This is a genomic window from Mesorhizobium sp. WSM4820 (assembly GCF_055811075.1).
The window spans coordinates 227,433-252,683 of sequence record NZ_JBVVQN010000002.1; the positions used below are offsets into that span (position 1 = coordinate 227,433).

Here is a 25,251-nt window from a genome sequence, read left to right on the forward strand (position 1 = left end):
TGTCACGCTCCCGTGAGTCGGGCAAGAGCGTCGTCCATCACCGCCGGCGGCAGCTCGATCAAACGTGGCGCCTCAGTGAACAGCAGCGCCGCCGAGACCTTATGCCCGGGATAAAGCGGCTGGAGCAGCGAGCGATAGAGCGCGAGCTGCAGGACATAGGCCGGTGGAATGTCCGCCAGCGCTGCAGGCGCCGGCCGGTTGGTCTTGTAGTCGACGATCGACACCTTGCCTGATGTCACCGCCAGCCGATCGATCTTGCCGGAGATCGAGCGCAGCTTGCCCTTGACCTCCAGGCTGCCCATGACCGCGACCTCAGCGCGTGAATTCGGCGCAAACAGCTGATCGAAGCGGCTGTCGGCAAGGATCGTCGCCACCGAAGCCAAGGCCTTGTCGCGCTCGGTTTCAGGCCATTGCGCGCCAGCGCGCTTGAGGTAGCGCTCCGCGGCATCGCGGCGTTCGGTCTCGGCAATGCCGGGCAGCATCTGCAGCAATTTGTGCAGCGCCAGCCCCCGCATGACCGCAAAGCCAGGTTCTGCCTCGGTGTCCAGCACCGGCGAGCCGGTGTCGATTACGGCTTGCCTGGCCTCGTCGATCAGCGCCGAGGCGCCGGACGGCGACAGCGGCCGCGGCAGTTCCTCGAAGGGCGGCAAGGGCTGGAACAGGCTCTTCGGCAGCGGCTCGAACTGTTGCGCCTGCCGCGCCGCTTCGGCGGCCACTTGCGCGACCGGCGGCAATTTTGTCAGGTGAAAGCGATGCACGGTCTCGCCAGTGGCGGGGTGCTGCCGCTCGATGCTTTCGGGCGCGCCGACCAGCGCGCGGCTGACGATGGAGTGCCAGGTGCCGGTATTCGGCGCCCGCTTGCCGTGATAGCCGCAGACGATCAGCCGGTCCTCGGCGCGGGTCATGCCGACATAGAGCAGCCGGCGATATTCGTCGTCGGCCAGTTCGCGCGCGCGAACCGAAGCGGCCCGCGAAAAGCCATTGGCGACATCGCCGGCCGAACGCCAGAGATAGCCCTTGCCGTCCCAGTGTTGGCCCGAGCCATCGAACGGCATCAGTCGCGGCAGATGCTGATCGCTGAACGGCGCCGAGCCACCATCGACCAGGAACACGACAGGCGCCTCAAGGCCCTTGGCGGCATGAACGGTCATGACCCGAACCTCGTCGCGGGTCTGGTCCATTTCGCGCTTGATCTCGGGGCCGGCATTTTCCAGCGTCGCCAGGAAGGATTCCAGTCCCGGCAGGCCGGTCCGCTCCTCGGCCAGGCAGAAGCTCAGGAATTCGTCGAGGATGTCGCCGGCCTCCGGCCCGAGCCGCGCGATCATTTTCTTGCGCAAGCCGTCGCGGGCGAGAGCCCCGGCATAGAATTCGAACACTGGCCTGAATGCGGCTTCATCAGACCATGTGTCGAGTTGGGCAGCGATTGCGGCCAAGGCAGCGCTTTCGCCTGCCTGCTGCCTGAGCGATGCGATCAGCGAGAGGCCGGACGGACGGACGCCGGCGAGCGCGAAAAGCATCTCTTCCGAAACGTCGAAAATCGGGCTGCGCAGCACGGCGGCGAGCGACAGATCGTCTTCGGGCTGGACGAGAAAGTGACCGAGCGCGATCAGGTCCTTGACCGCGATGTGGCCGGGCAGGCTCAGGCGGTCGGCGCCGGCGACCGGGATGTCGCGTCGCTTCAGCGCGCGCGTCAGCGCATGGACAAAACGATCGCGCTTGCGCACCAGCACCAGCACGTCGCCGGGTCGAAGCTTCTTGCCGCGGCCTTCGATGACCTCGCCGGCGCCGATCCAGCCGGCAATGGTTGTCGCGACGTTTTCGGCAACACGCACCGCCGGTGCATGGGCGTGGTCGACGGCTTGCGTCCAGTCGTCGGGTTCGTCGACGACGTCGGCGCCGATCGACGGCCAGACCTCGACATAGCCCGGCGCATCGCTGCGGATCGCCTTGTGGGTCAGCGGGTCGGGATCGTGGCTGATGCCGCGCCGCACGAGCGGGTCGGCAAAGACACGGTCCACCGCCGCAAGCACGTCTTCGGTCGAGCGGAACGACCAGGTCAGCTTGAGATCGGCGAAGGCGGCTTTGGCGTCGCGCACTTTTGCGGAAAACAGCAGCCTTGAGTCGGCGAAGGAGTCGGGCGCCGCTCCTTGAAAGGAATAGATCGACTGTTTTTCGTCGCCGACGGCGAACACCGTGCGGTGAACATTGTCGCGTGCGCCGAGCCCGGCAAAGAATTCCTCGGCCAGTCGCTTCACCACCTCCCACTGGTCGGGACTGGTGTCCTGCGCCTCGTCGAGCAGGATATGGTCGATGCCCTGGTCGAGCTTGTATTGCACCCAGGGGCCGGCGTCGGGCCGCGCCAGGAGATTGACCGTCCGGGTGATGAGGTCGTTGAAATCGAGGAAGCCGCGGGCGCGCTTCAAGTGCTCGTAGCGGGCGATCAGCCAGTCGGCGATGGTCAGCGCGGCACGTGTGCCCTCCAGCATCCTGAACAAGGCCAATCGGTCGGAGATTTCGAGAATGGCATCGACCGCTGACAGATAGCGCTCGGCAAGATCCGGCAACCGGTCGAGCAACGCCTTCTTGAACATTGCCGGCTCATAAGGCTCGCCATCGCCTCGCAGGAAGGCTTTTGCCAGCAGATGCAGCCGGCGAACCGGATCATCCTCGGCGAAGGCAAGGCGCGCATAGGGCAGAAGGTTGTTGAGTACGGTGCGGGCATCGGCGGCTTCCGCAGCACGGGCGAAGGTGATGAAATAGTCCGGCAGGAAGCCCGGCAGCGGCCAGACGGACGCCGCCAGGCCATCGGCGGTCTGGCCGGCGCGAAACCTGAACTCGTCGAACAGCGCCTGAAAACCACCGCCGCCAGCCGCGCTGATGAAGGCGCGCAGACCTTCGCGCTTGCGAACGATCTCGGCCAGCAAGGCGTCAAGCCCATGTTCGCCGCCGCGTTCCAGAATGGTGGCGAAAGCGTCGGCCAGTTCCGCATCGCCGGCCGCCGTGCCCGAGATCATGTCGCGGCGGGCGGCGGCGAAGAGCGACGCCTCCATCTGCGGATCGAGCATTTCGAAATGGGCCGGTATGTTGGCTTCCAGCGGGAACTGGTGCAGCACCGATTCGCAGAAGGCGTGGATGGTCTGGATCTTCAGCCCGCCGGGCGTCTCCAGCGCCTCGGCGAACAGGCGGCGGGCGCGGCGCATGGCTTCGCGATTGGGCTGGCGACCGTCCAGCGCCTCTATCCTTGTCGCCAGTTCTGCGTCGCCAAGCGCCGTCCATTCCGACAATGTCGAAAACACCCTGTTCGACATGTTGGCGGCGGCGGCGCGGGTGTAGGTCAGGCACAGGATCTTCGACGGATCGGTGCCACGCAGCAGAAGACGGATGACACGCTGGGCCAGCACATGGGTCTTGCCCGATCCGGCGTTGGCCGACACCCAGGCGGAATTTTGCGGATCTGAGGCGCTTGCCTGGCTGACGGCGGTATCGGTCGGGATGGGATAGGCCTTCTTCATGCCTCCCCTCCCTCGTCGTCGGCGTCGCCCCCGGCAGACCATTCGAGCACGCGGGCGAGATGGTCGTAGTCGCCGTCGGTCTCGCCCTCGCGGAACGGCAACGCCCGCGACAGGTATCCGGTCGCCGGGTTGGCATAGTGGATCAGCAGTTTTTCGAGCCGCGCCCAGGCCTCCTCGGCGAGGTCTGCGGCGGTTCGCGGCTTGCGGTTGTATTCGAGGATGGATTCCTCGAACACCTCGCCGTTCGGCTTCAGCCTGATGAAGGCCAGCTGCGACGGCTCGCGCGCGCCTAGCCCCTTGAAGGCGCCTCGCCTGAGCAGCGCGCCCTCGAGCGCCAGTTGCGGCGAAAGCAGCGTATGGGCCTGCGCCTTCGACGGCGAAGAGCCGGTCTTGTAATCCAGGACGTCGGCCATGCCGCCGGCCAGGAGATCGACACGATCGGCATAGCCGGACAGCGTCACGCCGGACTGGCCGACGCCTGTTTTCTCGGCGTGCTCCTCGGCATGCCGCATTGTCACGGCGAAGGCGCGGCCGCGCTCCCATTCGATGATGCCGGCGGCGAGCTTTTCGAAGCGCGGCCACCACACCGCCTCGACATCGGGAGGAAGGGCCGCCTCGGCAAAGCATGCGCGGCCGGCGGCAATGAGACCGTCCAGCGCCTCCGGCACAAGCGGATCGGCCACGGTCCGCGAAAAAAGATGCAGGATGGCGTGAAACAGCGTGCCGCGTTCGGCAGCGCCCGGGTCGCGGATGACCGGATCGAGCGGCATCAGGCGGAGGATCCTCCTGGCATAGATCCCGTAAGGGTCGCGGCGCAGCGTTTCGATCTCGGTGACCGAGAAATGTTGCGGCCGCACATCCAGCGGTGGCTTCGGCTGCGGCCGCGGCGCGAAGTCTCTTCGTTCGCCGGCATCGAGCGCACGGGCCCAGGACAGGAATTCATTACCACGCCGGCGAAGCACCGCCGCATGGTCCTTGCCTATGAAGGTCAGCAGGCGCTGCAGCCAGCGCGACGGCACCGCCGGTGCGTCGCCGGAGCGGGCGGAGCGCGCCAGCACCACTTTCTTCGCCCCCATCGCCATCTGGAAATCATGGGCGGCCAGGCCGATGCGCCGTTCGGGCGGCTCGAGGTCGATGCCGGTCTTCATCAGCCGGGACATGAAGCGGTCGCTTTCCGGCTTGCGCGGCCACACGCCTTCGTTGAGCCCGCCGACGACCAGCGTGTCGACGTTCTGCAACCGGGCTTCCAGCGCACCCCAGATGGCGATGTTCCTGTCGGTGCCTTGTGCCGGCTTGACCGTCTCGGGTGCGATCAGCGCCTCCATCACATCGGGCCATTCGTCGGCTCCGAAGGAGAACGACGCCGAGGCAGCGACCAGCCCGCGCAAGAGCTCGGTGAGCTTTTCGCCGGCGTCGCCGGCATAGAGTTCGCTCAGACTGCCATCCGCGGCGCGGCCGAGACCTTCGAGCGTGACGACGCTGGCCCGGGTCAATTCGGCAAGGTCGGCTTCGGCTTGACTGCGAAAGGCAATCAGCGGCGCCAGCGCAGCAGCAAGGCGGACGAGCAGTTCGCGGGCGCCTTCGATGTTTCGCACGGTCAGGCGGGAAAACCAGAACGGTGGCCGGGTGCTGCCCAGGCCGGTGAGGCGGGCCTCGAAGAGCTCCGGCAGCGAGGCGGCGTCGGGGCGGCCGGTGCCGCCGCGCAGCGCCACCAGTTCGACGATCTCCGCCGCGTGACGGACACTTGTGCGTTCCAGACCGAGGCCAAGCAGCGGGTGCTTGAGCAGCGACAGCAGGGCCACGGGATCGCCGGGGCGGAACGCCGCCTGAAGCGCCAGTCTGAGCAGGCTGGCGGCTGGCGTGTTGATGAGCGGTGTGCCGCCCGAATCGTCGGCGACGACACGAAACCGCAACAGCTCGACCGAGACGCGCCGCGCCAGGGCGCGGTCGCCGGTGACGAGCGCGGCGCGCTGGCCGGGCTGTTCGACGGCGCGTTTCAGCGCGACGGCGATCGCCACCGCTTCGTCGCGCTCGCCGGCGGCTTCGAGCAGCGTCACGTCGGCGAAGGCCTCGGTGATATCGCCTGAAGTAAAGCGGGCGCGCGTCTCGACCCACAGTTCGGTGGTCTCCGCCGGCCGCAGCGCCTCGCCGACAAGTGCGGCGCGCAGCGCGAGCGGCCTTTCGGCAACGGCGATCTCCTCGACATCGCCGCGCAGCACGCCGATCTTGCCGATCAGTTTTGCCAGGCCGTATTGCGGGTGGCCAAGCAAGGCCGGCCGCGCGCCGGGCACCGCAATTGCCTGGAATGACGGCTCATCCAGCATCAGGTCGAGGCCGGGCAGCACGACCGCGCCGCTGGGCAGGCCGGCGATCACCGCAAGCAATTCAGCGGTGGCGGGAATGGACCCGGTGGAGCCGGCGGCGATCACCGGCCCGGTCGGCGGATTGCGCTTCAGCCGCGCTGCTTCCAGCCTTATCAGCGCATTGCGATGCGCAGCCGGGTTGGAGCGATTGCGTTCTTCGAGGAGATTCGGCCAGTTTTCGGTGACGATGCTCAGGAAGTCGAGCGTCACTTGCCACCAGCCGGCGAGGTTGCCGGTCACCAGATCGGCGAGCCTGGTCCAGTCCGTGCCTTCCGTCTCGATCTCGTCCATCAGCCGGGCCAGGTCGCGCGCCAGCCAGATGGCATCGGCGGCCGACGCCGGCACAACGATCTCCTCGTCGAAAAGTGCCGCGACATGCGCCGGCAGGCGGCGTTTCCAGGCGCGCACCAGCGGCGCCAGCAGCAGCAGGCGCTCGATCGCGGCGATCGGCGGCGCGAGGTCGATGGCGGCCGATGCGTCGGCCTCGAACGCGGCCTCGTCCTCGTCAAACTCGCCGAGCGGGCGGATGACCGGCAGGATCGCCGAGCGGCCACCCAGACAGTCGACGAAGACGCCGCGCAGCGCCCGCGCGGCGCGGCGCGTCGGCACGTAGATGGTGGCGTCGGCCAGCGCCAGCGGATCGCCGTCGAAGCGGAAACCGGGAACAAGCCGCCCTGACAGCAAGGCCTCGGCCAGCGTCGGCAGAAACGGCGCTCCGGGCGGGATCGAGGAAACGCGGCGGGAGCCGCTCATTTCAACTTGGTGAGAGCGCTGGTCAACTCGGTAAGAGTGCCGGGCGACTCAGCAAGAGCGGTGGCAACGACCGCTTCGGCAAGCGGAATGGCGTCGGGCGTGCCAACGGTGATCCAATGGCCGTGCATCACCATGCCGTACAGGCGGCCGCCTGCGATGGCCGCATCGAAATAGGCGTTGAGCGAGTGTGGGCCGGCCGGCGCATCCTTGAAAAGCCTGGGATGGACGATCGCCGCGCCGGCATAGATCAGGCCTGTCGGGTCGCCTTTCGAACGCCGCAAGGCGCCGTCCGGCGCCATCAGGAAATCGGTGCCGCCGCTGTGTCCGGTTGCCGACTGGGAATCCGCGAGCATCAGCAGAATATCCATTTTCGCCGCGTCCCATGCAAGGGCGAGGCGGGCAAGGTTGGGCACGCCGCTGTCGATCCAGAAGGTGTCGGCGTTGACGATGTAAAAGGGAGCCCCTCCCAGTTCCGGCAAAGCATGGACGATACCGCCGGCGGAATCGAGCAGTCTTTGGCTTTCCTCGGAAATAACGACGCGCGGCGCGCGGCGCGCGGCGACGTGGGCGACGATCTGCTCGGGAAAGTAATGGACGTTGACGATGGCCTTGTCGACGCCGGCGCGAGCCAGGCCGTCCAGGCTCCAGTCAAGCAACGTCTTGCCTGATATCCTGACCAGCGGTTTCGGCATTGTGTCGGTGATTGGCCGCATGCGCTTTCCCAGCCCGGCGGCAAGCACCATTGCGGTTTTGGGGCGTGTCGTCACGGCGGCCGCTCCTCCAGCAGCCCGTGGGCGGTGTAGAAATCCCGCAGGCCGGCAAGTGCCGGATGCGCCAGCGCCCGCCGAAGATAATCGCGAATGCGCGGCAGGTGTTTCAGATAATAGGGCTTGCCGTCGCGCTTTTCGAGCCGGACGAAAATGCCGAGGATCTTCGAATTGCGCTGCGCTGCCATGATCGCATAGGTCTCGACGAATTCGTCTTCGTTAAAAACGCCAGCCTTGTGGCGAGCGGCGATATAGGCATCGAGCGTCCGCCGCTCGATCTCAGGCGAGATCGTAACCCGGGCATCCATGGCGAGAGAGGCGAGATCATAGGCGGAGGGGCCGATCAGCGCGTCCTGGACATCGACGATGCCAAGGCGATCGTGACCGCTACGCTCGCCGCGCCAGATGATGTTCGGCGAATGAAAGTCGCGCAGCATGAGCGTGTATTCGCGCCCCTCTAGCCGGTCGAGGGCCGCGTTCCATTGCTTGGCATAGCCGGCGCGCAAGGCATCGCTTGCCGGGCCGCCAGTGATTGCCGGCACATACCAGTCGAGCAGCAATTCGGCTTCGATCATCATGGCGTCGCGGTCGAAAGGCGGGACATCGTGAAAGACGGCGGGCGCGGCCTCGATGCGATCGGGCCACGTCTTGCCGTGCATCATGGCAAGCAGTTCGGCCGCCGCCGCATAGCGCTCCGCCAGCGGCTGACCGTGCTGGCCGAGAAACCCTTCCGAGCCGAGATGCTCCATGAGAAGAAAGCCCTGGTCCAGGTCCTGCGCGTGGATTTCCGGGGCGCTGACGCCGCCGGCCCGCAATGCCCGATCGATGGCGACGAAGGCGGCGACGGATTGCGCGGTGTGGGCGATCACCGCATAGGGCTTGCCGTCGCGGACCGGCGGCCCGAGCACCAGCCGCGGCGAGTTCATCAACACGCGCGGCGGCAGGCCGGCCAGCGAGACGACCTCATAAGAGCGGGCCGAGGCGTCGCCGATAAAATAGCGTCTCTGCGCTTCACCCCAGCCGGCTGTTTCGAGAAAATTGCGCATGGCCAGCGAGCGCGCCGCGCGCTCGAAGGCAGCGCCTTGTCCCGACAATCTCGCCAGGCGCCCGTCGTCCTGATGGACGAGTTCGATCAGCACCGAAGTCTTTGGCAAATAGGCCTCTGCCCGCTCCGGCCATTCGACCAGGGCAGCGCCTTGCGCCAGCGCCTCGTCGAAGCCCAGTTCGTCCAGTTCGGACGCCGCGGACAGGCGATAGAGGTCGAAATGATGGACGGGGACGCGCGCCTCATAGCTCTGGACGAGCGTGAAGGTCGGGCTCGGCACGTCGAGACCGGCATCGTCGGTCATTGCCCTGATCAGCGCCCGGGCCAAACTCGACTTGCCGGCGCCGAGATCGCCTCTGAGAGCCAGCACGTCGCCGGGGCGCAGTGACATGGCCAGATCCTCGCCCAGCCTTGCGGTCGCAGCCTCGTCGGCCAGAAAACGCTCTAGCACCACGCCTGCCATCGAGCGCGCTACTCGGCCGCCGCGCGGATGCCGGACGGCGTGTCGGGAAAGGCACAAATGACGGTGGTGCCCATGTCCTTGCCGGTTTCGATGCGGACACTGCCGCCATGCAGCTCGACAAAGCTCTTGACGATCGACAGGCCGAGGCCAGGGCCGCGCCGGCGGCCGCTATTGGTGCGCGGTTCGAAACGGCGGAACACCGAATCGAGCAGTTCCGGCGGCATGCCGGGACCATCGTCGTGAACGGAGAATTCCACGCCTTCGGCAAGCGAGCGGCAGGCGAGCGTGATGGTGCTCGCCTCAGGAGCGTAGTTCGCGGCATTGCTCAGCAGGTTGTAGAGGATCTGGCGAACGCGGATTTCGTCGCCGTGGAACGTCTTTGGCGCAGTGGCCGCATCGATCTTGAGCCTGATCGCATGCTCCTCCAGCCGGTCGGCCACAAGCTCGGCAGCGGCAGCGATGGTCCGGTCGACGTGAACTTCGGAGATATCGAGTTCCATGATGCCGGCATCCACGGTCGCCAGGTCGAGGATGTCGTTGACGATGGTGAGCAGGACCGAGGAAGACGAGCTGACATGCTCGACATATTCGCGCTGCTTCTGGTTCAATGGCCCGGTCGAGGGCAGCGAAAGCAGCTCGGTGAAACCGATGATGTTGGTCAGCGGCGAGCGCAGCTCGTAGGAGACGTGCTGCACAAACTCGTTCTTGAGCTGGTCGGATTTTTCCAGCGCCTCGTTCTTGTCCTTCAGCGCCCGCTCGACATTGACGCTGTCGGTGACGTCGACGAAGGTCATCATCACCTGCCCGTTGGGCAGCGGGATCATCGCGTAGCGCAGGACGGTGCCGTTGTTCAGCTCGGTCTGGCCGTGGCGGTCGCGGCGCTCGTCGTCGAAACCGGTGACGGCGGCAACGAAGCCGCGCCAAGGGCTGTCGGCGGCGCGCCGGTCGCACAGATCGCGGATCGTGGAGACGTGAACGTTGGGCTTGGCGGCGTCGGCGTCGAGCCCCCAAAGTGCTGCGAATGCAGGGTTCGAAAATCTGAGCCTGCCGTCGGGGCCGAACACGGCTACGCCTTCGGCAAGATTGTCGAGCGTTTCGCCCTGGACCCGCACCGCGGTCTGGTAGCGGCTTTCAAGGTCCATCTTCTCGGTCAGGTTCTCGAACACCCAGGTGACGCCACCTTTGGGCTGCGGATTGGCGACGACGCGGATGGTCTTGCCGTCCGGCAAATGCCACCAATGTTCCTGCGACTCGACCGCGCGATAGGCGCCAAGCAGGCTTTCCTTCCAGCGCCGCCATTCGGGCTGCTCGGCGATCTTGCCTTCGCTGCGCAGCCGGTCGAGCAACAAGGCGTTGTCCGGAGCGCTGTGCAGGAAGCCGGCGTCGAGACCCCATAGTTTCTGAAACGCCTGGTTGAAAAACCGCAGTTTTTCATCGGTATCGAAAATCGCCACGGCGGTGTTGAGCTGGTCGAGCGTGTCGGCATGGCTGCGCACGGTCCGCTCATATTCGCTACGGATCGTTTCGATGGCGCTGGTGTCGCAGGCGAGGCCCGCCGAGCCGTCCGCGCCGGCGAAGTCGGTCACGGCGAACATGCGGCGGTCGCCTTCGATTACGGTGGAAAGCGCCTGCTCGAAGACGGGATGCGACTTGTGCTGCGCAGCGATTGCATCGCGCGCCTGGCCGCCCAGGAACTCCTTCGCGTCGCGAACCGCAGCTTCGGCGTTTTCCGCCTCGACGGCCCTGGCATAGGCGCGGTTGACCCATTTCAGCCGCCCGTCCGCCGAGCGCAGCCAGGCTGGCATGCTGAGTGCGTTGAAAAGACCGAGCATGGTGTCATAGTCGGCGGCAAGGCGCTGGTTCTCAATTCTTAGCCTAGCCTCGCTTCGCTGCGTTTCAGAAAGCGAGACGAAGCGGACGAGCACGTGTGCTGCGCTCTTGCGGCCGTGCACTTCGAGCGGCGCCCCGGCCTGCGATTCGATGACGAGATCGAACGGCTTCGCCTTTTCCCGCAGTCCCGCCACGGCATTCTCGAGCGCCGCCGCCGAGCGCGGCATCAGCCAACGGCCAAAGGCGAGGAAGGCGGCACGGTCTTCCGGAGCCCCGCTTTCAACCGGCAATGTCCCGACGAGCTCGGGCTTTTTGTTTTCCGATGCCCATACGACGACACGCTGGCCGCGCAGGTTGAGCAGCGCCTCGGAGCGCTGCAGCGCAGCGTTGACGTCGGCCAGGCGGGCTCTGAGTTCGCCATTCTGGGCCGAGGTGCGCGCCCGTTCGCGGATCAGGAAAATGGCCGAGACAAGCGCCGCGCCCATGACGCCGACAAACATGGCGAGTTGCATGACCTCGACCGTGCTGACCGACAGCCCGGCTTTGGGCGCAGCCGCGTGGGATGCAGCAGCCGGTCCAGCGTGTGCCGAAAGGCCAAGCAGCGGGCCGGCGAGCGCGGAAGAAGCAAGCAATTTTCCGACGCGGGCGCCAGCGCGCCATAAGAGGCTTCCGCCTCTGGCAGCGGAACCCGTGGTCACCATATCGTTGTGGCCGCCGGAAACGGCCTGTCCCGCGCAAGGCGGGTAATCCCCCGGCATGTCCTGGTCCTCTTCGCCGCCTGAATGCAAGACCGCCCTGATGCGGGCTTCGGCCCTCGTCCCTGGGCCCGCGAATCAGCACCATAGCGCTTGCGCGAATCGGCGTGAAGAATCAATCGGCGCAAAAATAAAGCCGGGCGAAAGTCAATCGCCCGGCCTCAATATCTAGTGGTAATTTCCGCTGTGGTTAATAGCGGTAGTGTTCCGGCTTGAACGGTCCCTGCGGGGTCACGCCGATATAGGCGGCCTGTTCGCCGGACAGTTCGGTAAGCCGGGCGCCGAGCTTGTCGAGATGCAGGCGCGCGACCTTTTCATCGAGATGCTTCGGCAGGACATAGACCTGGTTCTGATACTGGCCGGGCTTGCTGTACAGCTCGATCTGGGCCAGCACCTGGTTGGTGAAGGACGCCGACATGACGAAGCTCGGGTGGCCGGTGGCGTTGCCGAGATTGAGCAGGCGGCCTTCCGACAAAAGGATCATCCGCTTGCCGTCCGGGAAGGTGATCATGTCGACCTGCGGCTTGATGTTGGTCCACTTCAGATTGCGCAGCGACGCCACCTGGATCTCGTTGTCGAAGTGGCCGATATTGCCGACGATCACCATGTCCTTCATCGCCCGCATATGGTCGATGGTGACGACATCCTTGTTGCCGGTGGTGGTGATGATGATGTCGGCGGTCGGGGCGGCATCTTCGAGGGTGACGACTTCGAAGCCATCCATTGCCGCCTGCAATGCGCAGATCGGATCGACCTCGGTGACCTTGACGCGGGCGCCGGCGCCCTTGAGCGACGCCGAAGAGCCCTTGCCGACGTCGCCATAGCCGCAGACGACCGCAACCTTGCCGGCCATCATCGTGTCGGTGCCGCGGCGAATGCCGTCGACCAGCGATTCCTTGCAGCCATATTTATTGTCGAATTTCGACTTGGTCACGCTGTCGTTGACGTTGATCGCCGGGAACGGCAGCAGGCCCTTCTTCTGCAACTGATAGAGCCGGTTGACGCCGGTCGTGGTCTCTTCGGTGACGCCGCGGATCGCCTCCTTCTGCTTGGCGAAGAAGCCGGGCGATGCCGCCATCCGCTTCTTGATCTGGGCAAACAGGATTTCTTCCTCCTCGCTGCCTGGATTGGAGAGCACATCCTCGCCGGCTTCGGCGCGCGCGCCGATCAGGATGTACATGGTGGCATCGCCGCCATCATCGAGGATCATGTTGGAGGTGCCGCCATCGGCCCACTGGAATATCTTGTCGGTGTAGACCCAGTAGTCCTCGAGCGACTCGCCCTTGACCGCGAAGACCGGAATGCCGGCCTCGGCGATGGCCGCGGCCGCATGGTCCTGGGTCGAAAAGATGTTGCAGGAGGCCCAGCGGATCTCGGCGCCGAGCGCCTTCAGCGTTTCGATCAGCACCGCCGTCTGGATGGTCATGTGCAGCGAGCCGGTGATGCGCGCGCCCTTGAGCGGCTGCGCCTTGCCAAATTCTTCGCGGCAGGCCATCAGGCCCGGCATTTCGGTTTCGGCGATCTCGATCTCCTTGCGGCCCCAGCCGGCAAGCGAGATGTCGGCGACCACATAGTCATTGCTACCCGTCATGGCAGTGCTCCGATCAAGAATTGTCTTCGGGATGCGCCCGCGCCGGAAGGCGTGTCGAAGGGCGCGAGTTGCCGGCCTGACTAGCAGATCGTCGGTCGGACGACAATGGGATATAAAGAAATCTTTATCCGTGCATGTCCTCAGAGGCGCCGGCGCGAAATCGGGTTCAGCCGCGACGCGCTCCAGGCGTCAGGACTCTTCGCCGAAGCGGGAGGCGACCAGTTGCTCCAGCGCGTCGATCACCTGCTCGGCCTCCGGGCCGCTGGCGGTGACGCGGATCGAATAGCCAGGGCTTGCCGCCAGCATCATGAGGCCCATGATCGAGGTGCCACCAACCGTGACGCCGTCCTTCTCGACCTGGACGGAGGCGTCGAAGCCGCTGGCAACCTGAACGAATTTTGCCGAGGCGCGGGCATGCAGGCCACGCTGGTTGACGATTGGAAATTCCCGGACGATGTCACCCTTGTTGGCCGACAGCGCGCTCATTTGCTGCTCAGAAGCTGGCTGGCGACATTGATGTATTTGCGGCCGGCCGCCTGCGCCTCGTCCAGCGCTGCGCTCATATTGTCGCCCTTGCGAATGCTGGACAGCTTGATCAGCATCGGCAGGTTCATGCCGGCAATGACCTCGGTGCGACCGGATTCCATCACCGAAATTGCAAGATTGGACGGCGTGCCGCCGAACATGTCTGTCAAGACGATGACGCCCGCTCCCGTGTCGACACGGGCAACGGCATCGATGATGTCGCTGCGGCGCTGCTCCATATCGTCATCGGCGCCGATCGCGACGGTCTCGAAACTGTCTTGTGGCCCGACGACATGTTCCACGGCATGGCGGAATTCGGCGGCCAGTTGACCGTGCGTTACAAGCACGAGTCCGATCATTCTTTGGTGGCTCCCGTCATCGCCGCTTCACAGGCGTTTCATGCTCGCCGGCCTTTTCAGGCGGCGGGAGCGCTATCTTGTCGACGCGAGGCGCGTTGACAAGCCCAAAATTGCACAGGCGCAGGCCATTTTGACGCATTGCAGCAACAATTCGAAATCGCATCATACGAAAGGCGCAATTGGCAGCCGCGCCATCACGGCCGGCAGGGCCGCCGGAACATTGCGTTCGGCGAGATCAATACGCGGCACCGGACAGCCCGCGATGAACTCGCTGGCATCTTCCTGGAAGCGGTCCATTTCGCTTGCCGGGACCAGCCGGACGCAAAGGTCGATGACGCCGCCGGGCTCGAACGACAATGGCCGCGGGCCGAATCCGGGCACCTCGGCGAGGCCGGCGATGGGAGCGGGCACCCGGCAGACCAGCCGCCCCGCGTGATCGGCCGCGAGTAGCCTGTCGTCACCGATCAGCCGCGAAAACAATCCACGTTGGCGGCAATGATCGATGAGGGCGAACGCCAGCGTCGTCTTGCCCGACCCGGACGGTCCCGTGATGAGGACACCACGCTCGCCGATCAGGATCGCCGTGCCGTGAATGTTCTCAGCCTTCACAGTCGGCTCACGCATGAGTTCCTGTCCGGAAACCGGTCGCCACTTTTCGGGATCATGCTTTTTGGTTCACGCATGATCTTGTCCGAAAACCGGTTCCCACTTTTCGGGATCATGCTTTTTGGTTCACGCATGATCTTGTCCCAAAACCGGTTCCCACTTTTCGGGATCATGCTTTTTGGTTCACGCATGATCTTGTCCGAAAACCGGTTCCCACTTTTCGGGATCATGCGTCAGCCTTCCGCCGGCAGTGTCACGACGAAACGCGCGCCCTTGATCTCGCCGGGTTTGGTGCCCGGGATGTTCTCGGCGGTCAGCGTGCCGCCATGGGCTTCGACGATCTGCCTGCTGATCGACAGGCCAAGACCCGAGTTCTGGCCGAACGCCTCGCCGGCCGGCCGGTCGGTGTAGAAGCGCTCGAAGATGCGGTCGATGTTGTCGGCCCTTATACCGGGACCATTGTCGTCGACGGTGATGATGTTGACCTTGCCGGCGCGCGCCAACGATATGGTGATGTGGCCGCGCTCCTCAGGAACAAAGGAGCGGGCATTCTCGATCAGGTTGGTGATGACCTGGCCGATCCTCAGGTCATGGCCGGCGACGAAATAGCCTTTGACGCCCTGCGGCAGTTTGGCGACCTTGAACTCGATGTCGACCGTCTTCTTGTTGCGCGTGGCCGTGCGCGAAACGTCGACCAGATCGGTGATGAATTTCTTGAGATCCACGGTTCCTGCGTCTTCGCGCGCGAGCTCGGCGTCAAGACGGGAGGCATCGGAAATGTCGGTGATGAGACGGTCCAGCCGCCGGACGTCGTGCTGGATGATCTCCATCAGCCGGGCGCGCGACGCCTCGTTCTTGGCCAGAGGCAGGGTCTCTACCGCGCTGCGCAGCGAGGTCAGCGGGTTCTTCAATTCGTGCGAGACGTCGGCCGCGAAACTTTCGATCGCCTCGATGCGGGCGTAGAGCGCATTGGTCATGTCGCGCACGGCGATCGACAGATTGCCGATCTCGTCCTGCCGATCGGAGAAGTCCGGGATTTCCTCGCGATTCTTGACGCCGCGCCGCACCCTGACCGCCGCCGCCGACAGCCGGCGCAGCGGGTTGGCGATGGTCGAAGCAAGCAGCATCGACAGGATGGCGGTGACAAGGGCGGCAATGCCGAAGACGCGCAGGATCGCCTTGCGCTCGGCCGCTACGATCTTGTCGATGTCGCCGCCTTCCGTCGACAGCATCAGCACGCCGAGGACGGCGCGGAAGCGCTGGATCGGCACGGCGACCGAAACAATCTGCTCGCCCTGTTCGGAGATCCGGACGATGGTCGACGGGCTGCCGGTAAGCGCCTTGACCACCTCCGGAAATGCAGCGCCGTTGCCGCCCGGCTGCTCATGGTAGACCGGCAGCGCGGTGTTGCGGAAGAAGTCGAAGACGAATTTCTGGATTCGCTCGAGAAGATCGGGCTCTTCCTTGTCGGTCGGCGGCAGATCGTAGCGAAGGATCTGGCCGCGCGAATAGAGGTGGCGCGAATCGAGCAGAAGATTGGCGTCGCGGTCATAGATCCGGGCGCGCGTCCGCGTCGGCGAAATCAAGCGCCTGAGCACCGGCGCGACGCGCTCAGGATTGATCGGAAAGTCCAGATTGTCGAGCTGATCGGAGCCGGGGCCCAGGCTTTCGCCGGCCTGCAGTTCAAGCAGCTTTTCCGGATCGATGCTGATCGAATCGGTCTCGACCGTCGCCGATGCCGCGATCGCGCCGGCGATGATCTCGCCCTGGGTCATCAGGCTCTCGACGCGGGCATCGATGAGCCCGTCGCGAAACGTGTTGAGGTAGAGAATGCCGGTGACCAGGACGGCCAGGCCGGCGAGGTTGAGGAAGAGAATGCGCCGCGTCAGGCTGGAAAAGATATGGTGGCCGAGGAAGCGGCGCATCGGCACCGTGATCCTCGACAGGAATGCGGGCAGAATCCGCGACGGGCGCCGGGCGCTCGTCCGTCTCACTCGCTCTACGTCCACTGCCATCGAATAGCAGCCCCCGCTTAGTAATTAGTGAGTAGGCAGTAGGGAATAGAGAAATGGTTGGCTGAGGTCGCGGCGATGCTAAGTGGCCGTTCGCACCATTCAAAACTGACTACCGACTATTCCCTACTGCCTATTGCCTATTACGCTTCGCGAAACCGATATCCGACTCCGTAAAGGGTTTCGATCATCTCGAAGTCATCATCGACGGCCTTGAACTTCTTGCGAAGCCGCTTGATGTGACTGTCGATGGTGCGGTCATCGACATAGACCTGCTCATCATAGGCCGAATCCATCAGCGCATCACGGCTTTTTACCACACCGGGGCGTTGGGCCAGAGAATGCAGGATCAGGAATTCGGTGACGGTAAGCGTCACCGGCTCGCCTTTCCAGGTACAAGTGTGGCGCTCCTGATCCATGACAAGCTGGCCACGCTCAAGCGAGCGGGCCTGCTGGTTGGGCGTCTTGGCCGACGCCTCGCGGGCGCTGGCACGGCGCAGCACGGCGCGAACCCGCTCGACCAGAAGACGCTGCGAGAAGGGTTTGCGGATAAAGTCGTCGGCGCCCATCTTGAGGCCGAAAAGCTCATCGATCTCGTCGTCCTTGGAGGTCAGGAAGATCACCGGCAGGTCGGATTTCTGGCGCATCCGGCGCAGAAGCTCCATGCCGTCCATGCGCGGCATCTTGATGTCGAGGATGGCGAGATTCGGCGGGCGCGCCGCCAGACCTTCCAGCGCCGACGCCCCATCCGTATAGGTTTCGACGCGATACCCCTCCGATTCGAGGGCGATCGACACCGAAGTCAGAATGTTGCGGTCGTCGTCGACAAGCGCGATTGTTGCCATTTCAAGTGGCTCCCTCATGAGCTGTCCCTTCTTTGGTCGAGAAGGGGCTTTGCAGGACAAATTAGGTACAAAATGTGGCACAGGCTTCGTCCGCTGTCACGAGCGGCATGCCGGCGGCCACAATCTCACCTCAACATGGATTGGACCGATACAGACCGCCAATCCTTTGGGCACCCGCCTGATTTTTCGCACATATAAACGATTTAAACAACTTTCAAATTATTTAAATCGATTAAATATTTGATATCATTTGGCTTTTCTGGTTCTGACCGTTACAGTCTCCATCGTTGGGGGCTCCGGAAGTTCGCCGGCCAGGATGCTGCAATCGAAGAAGGAACCCCTCATGTCGGAAGCCGGCAAACGCAATCCCGCATGGGCGATCGACCGGATCGGCCTGAAAACCACCGGCGCGGTGCGCTATAATTTCGGCGAGGCCGTCCTTTACGAGGAAGCGATCCGCCGCGGCGAGGCCCGGCTTACCGCGCATGGCGCGCTGGTCGCCGAGACCGGGCAGCACACCGGCCGCTCGCCCAAGGACAAATTCGTCGTCCGCGACGAGACCACCGGGCCGCATGTCTGGTGGGACAACAACAAGGCGATCTCGCCGGCCCAGTTCGACACGCTGCTCGCCGATTTTCGCGCCCACGCGGCGGACAAGGATCTTTATGTGCAGGACCTGGTCGGCGGCGCCGATGAGGGCTTGAAGCTGACGACCCGGGTCGTCACGGAGCTTGCCTGGCACTCCTTGTTCATCCGCAATCTGCTCATTCGCCCGGAAGCCGCCGAGCTCGAGAATTTTGTGCCCGAGTTGACGATCATCGACCTGCCGTCGTTCCGTGCCGATCCCGTCCGCCACGGCACCCGAACCGGAACGGTGATCGCCGTCGATCTGACGCGCATGATCGTGCTGATCGGCGGCACCTCCTATGCCGGCGAAATGAAAAAATCGGTGTTCACCGTGCTCAACTATCTGTTGCCGGCGAAGGGCGTGATGCCGATGCATTGCTCGGCCAATGAAGGCGCCGGCGGAGACGCGGCGATCTTCTTCGGCCTCTCGGGAACCGGCAAGACGACGCTGTCGGCCGATCCGTCGCGCACGCTGGTCGGCGACGACGAGCACGGCTGGGGTCCGCATGGCATCTTCAACTTCGAAGGCGGCTGCTATGCCAAGACGATAAAGCTCTCGGCCGTAGCCGAGCCGGAGATCTTCGCCACCACCCAACGCTTCGGCACGGTGCTGGAGAATGTGGTGCTCGACGCGGGCCGCGTGCCGGATTTCAACGACGGCAATCTCACTGAAAACACGCGCTGCGCCTATCCGCTCCACTTCATCCCCAACGCCAGCAAGACGGGCCGCGCCGGTCACCCGAAAAACATCATCATGCTGACCGCCGACGCATTCGGCGTGATGCCGCCGATCGCCCGGCTGACCCCGGCGCAGGCGATGTATCATTTCCTCTCCGGCTACACCGCCAAGGTGGCCGGGACCGAAAAGGGCGTCACCGAACCCGAAGCGACGTTTTCGACCTGTTTCGGCGCACCGTTCATGCCGCGCCATCCGTCGGAATACGGCAATCTGCTTCGCGAGCTGATCGCCCATCACAGTGTCGATTGCTGGCTGGTCAACACCGGCTGGACCGGCGGCGCCTACGGCACCGGCAAGCGGATGCCGATCAAGGCAACGCGGGCGCTGCTCGCCGCGGCGCTCGACGGCTCGCTGAAAGGGGCCGATTACCGGACCGACGCCAATTTTGGTTTCGAGGTGCCGGTGGCGGTCGCGGGCGTCGACCGTGCCATTCTCGATCCAAGATCGACATGGGCCGATACCTCAGCCTATGACCTGCAGGCGGCGAGGCTGGTCGGCATGTTCGCCGTCAATTTCGAAAAATTCGAACCGCATGTCGACGCCATCGTGCTCGGCGCCGCGCCGCGCATGCGCGAAGCCGCGGAATAGTCGCCGCATCTGGATGCCCGACCCGCGACCGGGATCAGGCAAGGGCCCCACCTGGGGATCGGGAACGCCCGGGCCGGGATCGGGAAGGCCCGACCCGGGGGGCCTTTTCTTTTTTCGTTCGCCGCGCCATGACTGCGGCATGAACGCCGACGACAAGATCATCATTGCCGACGATGCGGTGATCCATCCGGATGACCTGCACGAGGACTTTATCCGCTCGTCCGGCCCCGGCGGCCAGAACGTCAACAAGGTGGCGACGGCGGTGCAATTGCGCTTCGATGCGGCGAATGCGCCTGGCCTGTCGGAGCGCGTCCGCGAGCGAACCATAAGGCTGGCCGGCCAGCGCGCCACCAAGGACGGCGTCATCGTCATCGAGGCCGGACGGTTCCGCACGCAAGAGCAGAACCGGGCGGACGCCCGGGCGCGGCTTGCGGAACTGGTTGCCAAGGCCGCCGAACCGCCGCCGCCGCCGCGCAAGAAGACGAGGCCGTCGAAAGGCGCGGTCGAAAGGCGGCTGAAGACCAAGGCTGGGCGCGGCACGATCAAGAAGCTGCGCGGTCGGGTGGACGACGATTGACGCGCGTCCACCCGGACGCACAAGGTGCGCGCTCGGGCAGCCACGCATGGTGCTTTTCGAAAAATCGATTCCGAGTTCTGGGCCGATGCGGCAGGCGCGACGTCGATCGCAGTCGAGACCGCTTCCAATTCGAGGTTGCAGGTGGCAAGTTCGGTATTCGCCACAGCAAGGAGACCGCAGATGGGCATGTTTGATTTCGTCAAGGGCGTCGGCAAGAAGCTCGGCTTCGGCGACGATGAGCCGGAGCCAACCGCCGATACGCTGAAGAAGGAACTCGATTCGCACGCGCTCGGCACCGACAATGTGGAAGTCGACGTCAAGGGCGACACGGCTGTGCTGAAAGGCGTGGTCAAGGACCAGTCGATCTTCGAAAAAGCCATCATCGCCGTCGGCAACACGCTCGGCGTGTCCAAGGTGCAGGCGGATGAATTGCAGGTCGCCGCGCCCGAGGCCGGCACGCCTGCAGCCCCGGCCAAGCAACCGACCTTCTACACGGTCAAGAAAGGCGACAATCTCTGGAAGATCGCCGAAAAGAGCTATGGCAAGGGCAAGGGTACGAAGAACACGGTCATTTTCGAGGCCAACAAGCCGATGCTGACCGACCCGGACAAGATCTATCCAGGGCAGGTCCTGCGCATCCCGGATCTCGACCAGGCCTGACCAGATCGGGCCAGATCGGCAACAGCAATCGACAATGGCGGCGGCTTTCGGGTCGCCGTTTTCGTGTGATGGTGGCATTCTGGTCGTTTGCAGACCAACGGATCAAACGACCATGCTCGTTCTGCCCAAAGGCGTCCGCCACATGCCCCTCTATCTGTCCCGCGCCGTGCAGGAAGCGCTCGTCGAGGATGTGAGGCAGGTCGTGCAGGAAGCGCCGCTGTTCGTGCCGGCGATGCCGCGCACCGGCAAGGAGATGAGCGTGCGTATGACCAATTGCGGTTCGCTCGGCTGGATCACCGACAAGCAGCACGGCTATCGCTACCAGCCGACGCACCCGGTAACCGGAACGCCCTGGCCGCCGATCCCGGACGTGCTGCTGGAGCTGTGGCGCGAGGTGTCTGCCTATCCCCATCCGCCGGAGGCCTGCCTGGTCAATTTCTATTCGCCCGACGCGAAGATGGGCCTTCATCAGGACCGCGACGAGATCGATTTCTCCGCGCCGGTCGTCTCCGTTTCACTGGGCGACGATTGCCTGTTCAGGGTCGGCCAGAGCACGCGCGAAGGCGGCACCAAATCGTTCAGGCTGAAAAGCGGCGACGTCGTCGTGCTTGGCGGCGAAGGCCGCCTGTGTTTCCACGGCGTCGACCGTATCTATGCGTCGACCTCGGCACTGCTCAGGAACGGCGGGCGGATCAATCTGACGCTGCGGCGGGTGACCTATCCTGGCTAATGCTGTCGCGCAAAAGCGGTGGCCGGCGCAATGCAGGCATATTGATCACCGGCTGCTCCCGACAAATGCTCTGGAATTTGCAATCGAACGATAGCGGGCACTGCCTAAAGCGCCGTTAACCGCTTCGTTACAGCTTCCTGAGCGCCACTTCCTCGACCAGATGATTGGCGCCCTTGCGCAGGATGAGATCGGCGCGGGCTCGCGTCGGCAGAATGTTCTCGCGCAGATTCTTCAGGTTGATGTTGGCCCACAGGCCTTCGGCGATGGCGCGGGCCGCTGCTTGCGAAAGTTGCGAATAGCGGTGGAAGAAGGAGTCCGGATCGCGGAAGGCGGTCTCGCGCAGCCGCATGAAGCGGGCGATGTACCATTGATGGATCAGCTCCTCTTCGGCATCGATATAGATGGCGAAGTCGAAGAAATCCGACAGGAAAGGCACGATCTTGCCGTCCTTTGGCAGCTTGCCCGGCTGGAGGACGTTGATGCCTTCGAAGATCAATATGTCCGGCCGGTCGATGGTCTGGAACGCGCCGGGAACGACGTCGTAGGTCAGGTGCGAATAGACTGGCGCGCGGACATTGCGCTGCCCCGATTTGATGCCCGACAGGAAACGCAGCAGGGCGCCGACATCGTAGCTGTCGGGAAAGCCCTTGCGCTCCATCAAATTGTTGCGGCGCAGGATTTCGTTGGGAAGCAGGAAGCCGTCGGTGGTGATCAGATCGACCTTGGGGCTCGACGGCCAGCGCGCCAGCAATTCCTTGAGAACGCGCGCCGTGGTCGATTTGCCGACCGCGACGGAGCCGGCAATGCCGATGATGAAGGGCGTCTTGACGACATCCCCCGCGTTGAAGAAGGCCTGGCGCTGCCTGAACAGCAGTTGGCTGGCCTCGACATGGGCCGACAACAGCCGAGATAGCGAAAGATAGATGCGCTTGACCTCTTCGAGGTCGACCGGGTCGTTGAGCGAACGCAGGCGACGGATCTCGTCCTCGCCGAGCGTCATCGGCGTGTCGGCGCGGAACTGCGACCATTCTTCCGCCGAGAAAAAACGGAAGGGCGAATATTTCTCGGTGGGGGCGAGCTGGTCCATCGAGTTTCCTGCCCTCCGCAGCGATCAGCCCCGGTCCTGCCGAGACGCCTTTTCGGCGATGCCCGAGCGACCGGTGCGGCGCTCGAGTTCGGTCAGGACATCGGCAAGCGGAACGCCGGCGACACCCAGAACGACGAGCCAATGATAGATGAGATCGGCGCTTTCCGAAACGAGGGCTTGCCTGTCACCGCCAACGGCCGCGATCACCGTTTCGACCGCCTCTTCGCCGAGCTTCTGCGCCGCCTTGTCGATGCCGCGCGCGAACAGCTTTGCCGTCCACGAATCCGGATCGCCGGAATGCGCGCGTTCCCTGATGATTGTCTCCAGATCGGAGAGCGAAAACTCAGCCATGGCGCCATCTATCTGCTTGTTTAAGCATGATCTTTTCCGAAACCGGTTCCCCCTTTTTGGCTGGCGCGGACCTTCGGTTCGGGATCATGCTTTAGAGCCGATCCCCTGACGAGTCCAGTCGCATCGGCAGGCCGGCGCGGGCCATGTGCGACTTGGCTTCAGCAATGCTGTACGTACCGAAATGGAAAATCGATGCCGCCAGCACCGCGCCGGCATGGCCGTCGCGAATGCCCTCGACCAAGTGATCGAGCGTGCCGACGCCGCCGGAGGCGATGACCGGCGCACGCACGGCGTCGGCGACCGCGCGGGTGAGCGCGATGTCGTAGCCGGCCTTGGTGCCGTCGCGGTCCATCGACGTCAGCAGGATCTCGCCGGCGCCGCGATCGACCATCTGCTGAGCGAATTCGACCGCGTCGATGCCGGTCTTCTCGCGGCCGCCATGGGTGAAAATCTCCCAGCGGTCGGCCTCGCCTTCGCCTGACACTATCTTGGCATCGATGGCGACGACGATGCACTGGTTGCCGAACTTGTCGGCCGCCTCGGCGATGAAATCGGGATTCCTCACTGCCGCCGTGTTGATCGACACTTTGTCGGCACCGGCCAAAAGCAGCTTTCTTATGTCGCCGACCTGGCGCACGCCGCCGCCGACGGTCAGCGGCATGAAGCATTGCTCGGCGGTGCGGGCGACGATGTCGAAGATGGTCTCGCGATTTTCGGACGAGGCGGTGATGTCGAGGAAGCAGAGCTCGTCGGCGCCGGCGGCATCATAGGCCTTGGCCGCTTCGACCGGATCGCCGGCATCGATCAGGTCGACGAAATTGACGCCTTTGACGACGCGGCCGTTCTTGACGTCGAGACAGGGGATGACGCGGGCTTTCAGCATCAGATCCTCGCATGCGCGGCAAGAAAATCGCCAAGCAATTGCCCAACGACAGGCGGAACCTCGCCTTTGGCGTCAAAGGCAGGATCATAGGCGGACAGGGTGATGCCGACGATTGGGATCGACTTGGCCAGCCCGCAAACCAGTTGCCGCAGCTGCTCCGGATTTGGACCTCCCGGCAGCGCATAGCGGTTCACTTGCAGCACATCCGGATCGTGAACATCCAGATCAAGATGCAAATGCACTTGGGCCGCGCCGGCCGCCTTGAGCTTTCCGACATTGTCGAGTGCATCGGTCCACTGGGCGCGAATGATCGGCAACGTCTCGAGAAGCCGCCTTTCATCTGGATCGAGGTCGCGCGCGTCGACCAGCATGCACCGCGACGGGTCGATCGCCTGGAAGCCGGGAATCGCTGACGTCATCGGCCGCCAGCAGAGCCCCAGCGTCGTCGCCAGCGCCATGCCGTCGAGAAAGCCGTAGGCGGACGTCTCGGGCGTGTTGAGATCGCCATGCTGATCGATCCAGATGATCGAATCAGCGGCGTCGCCAGCCACCGCACCGGCGGCGGTCAGGCAATTTCCGGCGAGCACGATGGGAAAACGCTCATCGTCGCGCGCCATGTCGACCTTGGTGGCGACTGCCCGACAAACCGCGAAACCTGTCGCGATTTCGCGTCTCTGGGCATCGCCGACCTCGCCGATGTCCTCGACGATGACATCATGGCCGCGCAGGGCAAGTTCGTCGACAAGGCCGCCGGCAATGATGGCGTCGGGGCCCTGGCCAAAGCCGGCATGGTAAAGGCCGCTGTCATAGGGTGCGAGGATGATCGAGAGTTTCATCGCGCCCTCGCCTTCTCCGGTCCGGCCGCCAGGATCGCCAATGCCTCGGCCGGGTCGATACGTCCGTCATAAAGTGCACGCCCTGAGATGGCGCCTTCGAGCTTTTGCGCATCGGGCATCGTCATGCGCACGATGTCGGCGATCGAGGCCAGCCCGCCGGAGGCGATGACCGGGATGGACACGGCGTCGGCAAGATCGATGGTGGCGTCCCAGTTGATGCCGGTCAGCACACCGTCGCGGTCGATGTCGGTGTAGACGATGGCGGCAACGCCGGCGCCCTCGAACTTCTTCGCCAGTTCGATGACGCCGAGACTAGAGGCCTCGGCCCAGCCCTCGACCGCCACCTTGCCGCCTTTGGCGTCGATGCCGACGGCGATCTTGCCCGGGAATGCCTTGCAGGCCTGCCTGACCAGATCCGGATCGCGCACCGCCACCGTGCCGAGAATGATGCGGGCCAGGCCGCGATCGAGCCAGTCCTCGACCTGCGCCAGGGTGCGGATGCCGCCGCCGAGCTGCACCGGGTTCTTCGTTGCCTTGAGAATGGCGCCGACCGCCGCGCCGTTGACGCTCTGGCCCTTGAAGGCGCCGTTGAGGTCGACGACATGCAGCCATTCAAAGCCTTGTTGCTCGAAAGCCCTGGCCTGCGCGGCCGGGTCGTCATTGTAAATCGTCGCGGTCGCCATATCGCCGTGCTTCAGGCGCACGCACTTGCCGTCCTTGAGGTCGATGGCCGGGAACAGGATCACC

20 protein-coding genes are annotated in these 25,251 nt (G+C 64.3%); 4 read left to right on the forward strand and 16 right to left on the reverse strand.

From position 1 onward, the window contains the following. Positions 1 to 2: 2 nt before the first annotated feature. The 11 genes from addA to AC0L2R_RS04530 form a co-directional block, all read right to left on the reverse strand. A complete protein-coding gene (gene addA, locus AC0L2R_RS04480; RefSeq protein WP_473507860.1) occupies positions 3 to 3,512 on the reverse strand; it encodes a double-strand break repair helicase AddA in 3,510 nt (1,169 codons plus the stop codon). Beyond that, positions 3,509 to 6,628, reverse strand: coding sequence for a double-strand break repair protein AddB (gene addB, locus AC0L2R_RS04485; protein ID WP_473507861.1), 3,120 nt, complete (start codon positions 6,626 to 6,628; stop codon positions 3,509 to 3,511). The genes addA and addB overlap by 4 nt, the downstream gene beginning before the upstream one ends. Next, positions 6,625 to 7,395, reverse strand: coding sequence for a nucleotidyltransferase family protein (locus AC0L2R_RS04490; protein WP_473507862.1), 771 nt, complete (start codon positions 7,393 to 7,395; stop codon positions 6,625 to 6,627). Before AC0L2R_RS04490 ends, addB begins: the two co-directional genes overlap by 4 nt. Continuing rightward, a complete protein-coding gene (gene tsaE / locus AC0L2R_RS04495) occupies positions 7,392 to 8,903 on the reverse strand; it encodes a tRNA (adenosine(37)-N6)-threonylcarbamoyltransferase complex ATPase subunit type 1 TsaE (protein WP_473507863.1) in 1,512 nt (503 codons plus the stop codon). The genes AC0L2R_RS04490 and tsaE overlap by 4 nt, the downstream gene beginning before the upstream one ends. A gap of 8 nt (positions 8,904 to 8,911) precedes the next feature. Further along, complete coding sequence (locus AC0L2R_RS04500; protein ID WP_473507864.1) at positions 8,912 to 11,491, reverse strand: sensor histidine kinase; 2,580 nt, start codon at positions 11,489 to 11,491, stop codon at positions 8,912 to 8,914. 187 nt (positions 11,492 to 11,678) lie between these two features. Beyond that, positions 11,679 to 13,079 carry an adenosylhomocysteinase gene (ahcY, locus tag AC0L2R_RS04505; protein WP_128168861.1) on the reverse strand — a complete coding sequence of 467 codons (1,401 nt, stop codon included), beginning with the start codon at positions 13,077 to 13,079 and terminating at the stop codon, positions 11,679 to 11,681. Positions 13,080 to 13,268: 189 nt separating this feature from the next. Then, positions 13,269 to 13,565, reverse strand: a complete 297-nt coding sequence (locus AC0L2R_RS04510; protein WP_023796904.1) for an HPr family phosphocarrier protein — start codon at positions 13,563 to 13,565, stop codon at positions 13,269 to 13,271. After that, positions 13,562 to 13,963, reverse strand: a complete 402-nt coding sequence (locus AC0L2R_RS04515) for a PTS sugar transporter subunit IIA (protein WP_027152037.1) — start codon at positions 13,961 to 13,963, stop codon at positions 13,562 to 13,564. The genes AC0L2R_RS04510 and AC0L2R_RS04515 overlap by 4 nt, the downstream gene beginning before the upstream one ends. A 162-nt stretch (positions 13,964 to 14,125) precedes the next feature. Beyond that, positions 14,126 to 14,587, reverse strand: a complete 462-nt coding sequence (locus tag AC0L2R_RS04520) for an HPr kinase/phosphorylase (protein WP_473507865.1) — start codon at positions 14,585 to 14,587, stop codon at positions 14,126 to 14,128. Positions 14,588 to 14,802: 215 nt separating this feature from the next. Next, a complete protein-coding gene (locus AC0L2R_RS04525; RefSeq protein WP_473507866.1) occupies positions 14,803 to 16,584 on the reverse strand; it encodes a stimulus-sensing domain-containing protein in 1,782 nt (593 codons plus the stop codon). A gap of 140 nt (positions 16,585 to 16,724) precedes the next feature. Further along, positions 16,725 to 17,426: a response regulator transcription factor gene (locus tag AC0L2R_RS04530; protein WP_023796909.1), complete on the reverse strand. Its 702-nt coding sequence runs from the start codon at positions 17,424 to 17,426 to the stop codon at positions 16,725 to 16,727. Between the two features lie 343 nt (positions 17,427 to 17,769). Here AC0L2R_RS04530 and AC0L2R_RS04535 point away from each other — a divergent pair, with 343 nt between their 5' ends. From AC0L2R_RS04535 to AC0L2R_RS04550, 4 genes are all read left to right on the forward strand, one after another. Further along, positions 17,770 to 19,380 (forward strand): phosphoenolpyruvate carboxykinase, encoded by a 1,611-nt coding sequence (locus AC0L2R_RS04535; protein ID WP_473507867.1) that lies wholly within the window; start codon positions 17,770 to 17,772, stop codon positions 19,378 to 19,380. Positions 19,381 to 19,519: 139 nt separating this feature from the next. Next, the gene (arfB, locus tag AC0L2R_RS04540; protein WP_023796911.1) at positions 19,520 to 19,957 is read left to right on the forward strand and encodes an alternative ribosome rescue aminoacyl-tRNA hydrolase ArfB; all 438 of its coding nucleotides are present in this window, start codon (positions 19,520 to 19,522) and stop codon (positions 19,955 to 19,957) included. Positions 19,958 to 20,137: 180 nt separating this feature from the next. After that, complete coding sequence (gene lysM / locus AC0L2R_RS04545) at positions 20,138 to 20,617, forward strand: peptidoglycan-binding protein LysM (RefSeq protein ID WP_473507868.1); 480 nt, start codon at positions 20,138 to 20,140, stop codon at positions 20,615 to 20,617. A 112-nt stretch (positions 20,618 to 20,729) separates the two neighbouring features. Further along, positions 20,730 to 21,347 (forward strand): alpha-ketoglutarate-dependent dioxygenase AlkB, encoded by a 618-nt coding sequence (locus AC0L2R_RS04550; protein WP_473507869.1) that lies wholly within the window; start codon positions 20,730 to 20,732, stop codon positions 21,345 to 21,347. 127 nt (positions 21,348 to 21,474) lie between these two features. On the opposite strand, the gene coaA is transcribed toward AC0L2R_RS04550, so the two are convergent. From coaA to hisA, 5 genes are all read right to left on the reverse strand, one after another. Further along, the gene (gene coaA / locus AC0L2R_RS04555) at positions 21,475 to 22,434 is read right to left on the reverse strand and encodes a type I pantothenate kinase (RefSeq protein WP_128244588.1); all 960 of its coding nucleotides are present in this window, start codon (positions 22,432 to 22,434) and stop codon (positions 21,475 to 21,477) included. A 24-nt stretch (positions 22,435 to 22,458) separates the two neighbouring features. After that, the gene (locus tag AC0L2R_RS04560; RefSeq protein WP_023796915.1) at positions 22,459 to 22,785 is read right to left on the reverse strand and encodes a phosphoribosyl-ATP diphosphatase; all 327 of its coding nucleotides are present in this window, start codon (positions 22,783 to 22,785) and stop codon (positions 22,459 to 22,461) included. 91 nt (positions 22,786 to 22,876) lie between these two features. After that, positions 22,877 to 23,671, reverse strand: coding sequence for an imidazole glycerol phosphate synthase subunit HisF (hisF, locus tag AC0L2R_RS04565; protein ID WP_473508068.1), 795 nt, complete (start codon positions 23,669 to 23,671; stop codon positions 22,877 to 22,879). Beyond that, positions 23,668 to 24,504 carry an arginase family protein gene (locus AC0L2R_RS04570; RefSeq protein WP_473492736.1) on the reverse strand — a complete coding sequence of 279 codons (837 nt, stop codon included), beginning with the start codon at positions 24,502 to 24,504 and terminating at the stop codon, positions 23,668 to 23,670. Before AC0L2R_RS04570 ends, hisF begins: the two co-directional genes overlap by 4 nt. Further along, positions 24,501 to 25,250 (reverse strand): 1-(5-phosphoribosyl)-5-[(5-phosphoribosylamino)methylideneamino]imidazole-4-carboxamide isomerase, encoded by a 750-nt coding sequence (gene hisA / locus AC0L2R_RS04575; protein WP_473507870.1) that lies wholly within the window; start codon positions 25,248 to 25,250, stop codon positions 24,501 to 24,503. The genes AC0L2R_RS04570 and hisA overlap by 4 nt, the downstream gene beginning before the upstream one ends. Position 25,251: the final 1 nt, after the last annotated feature.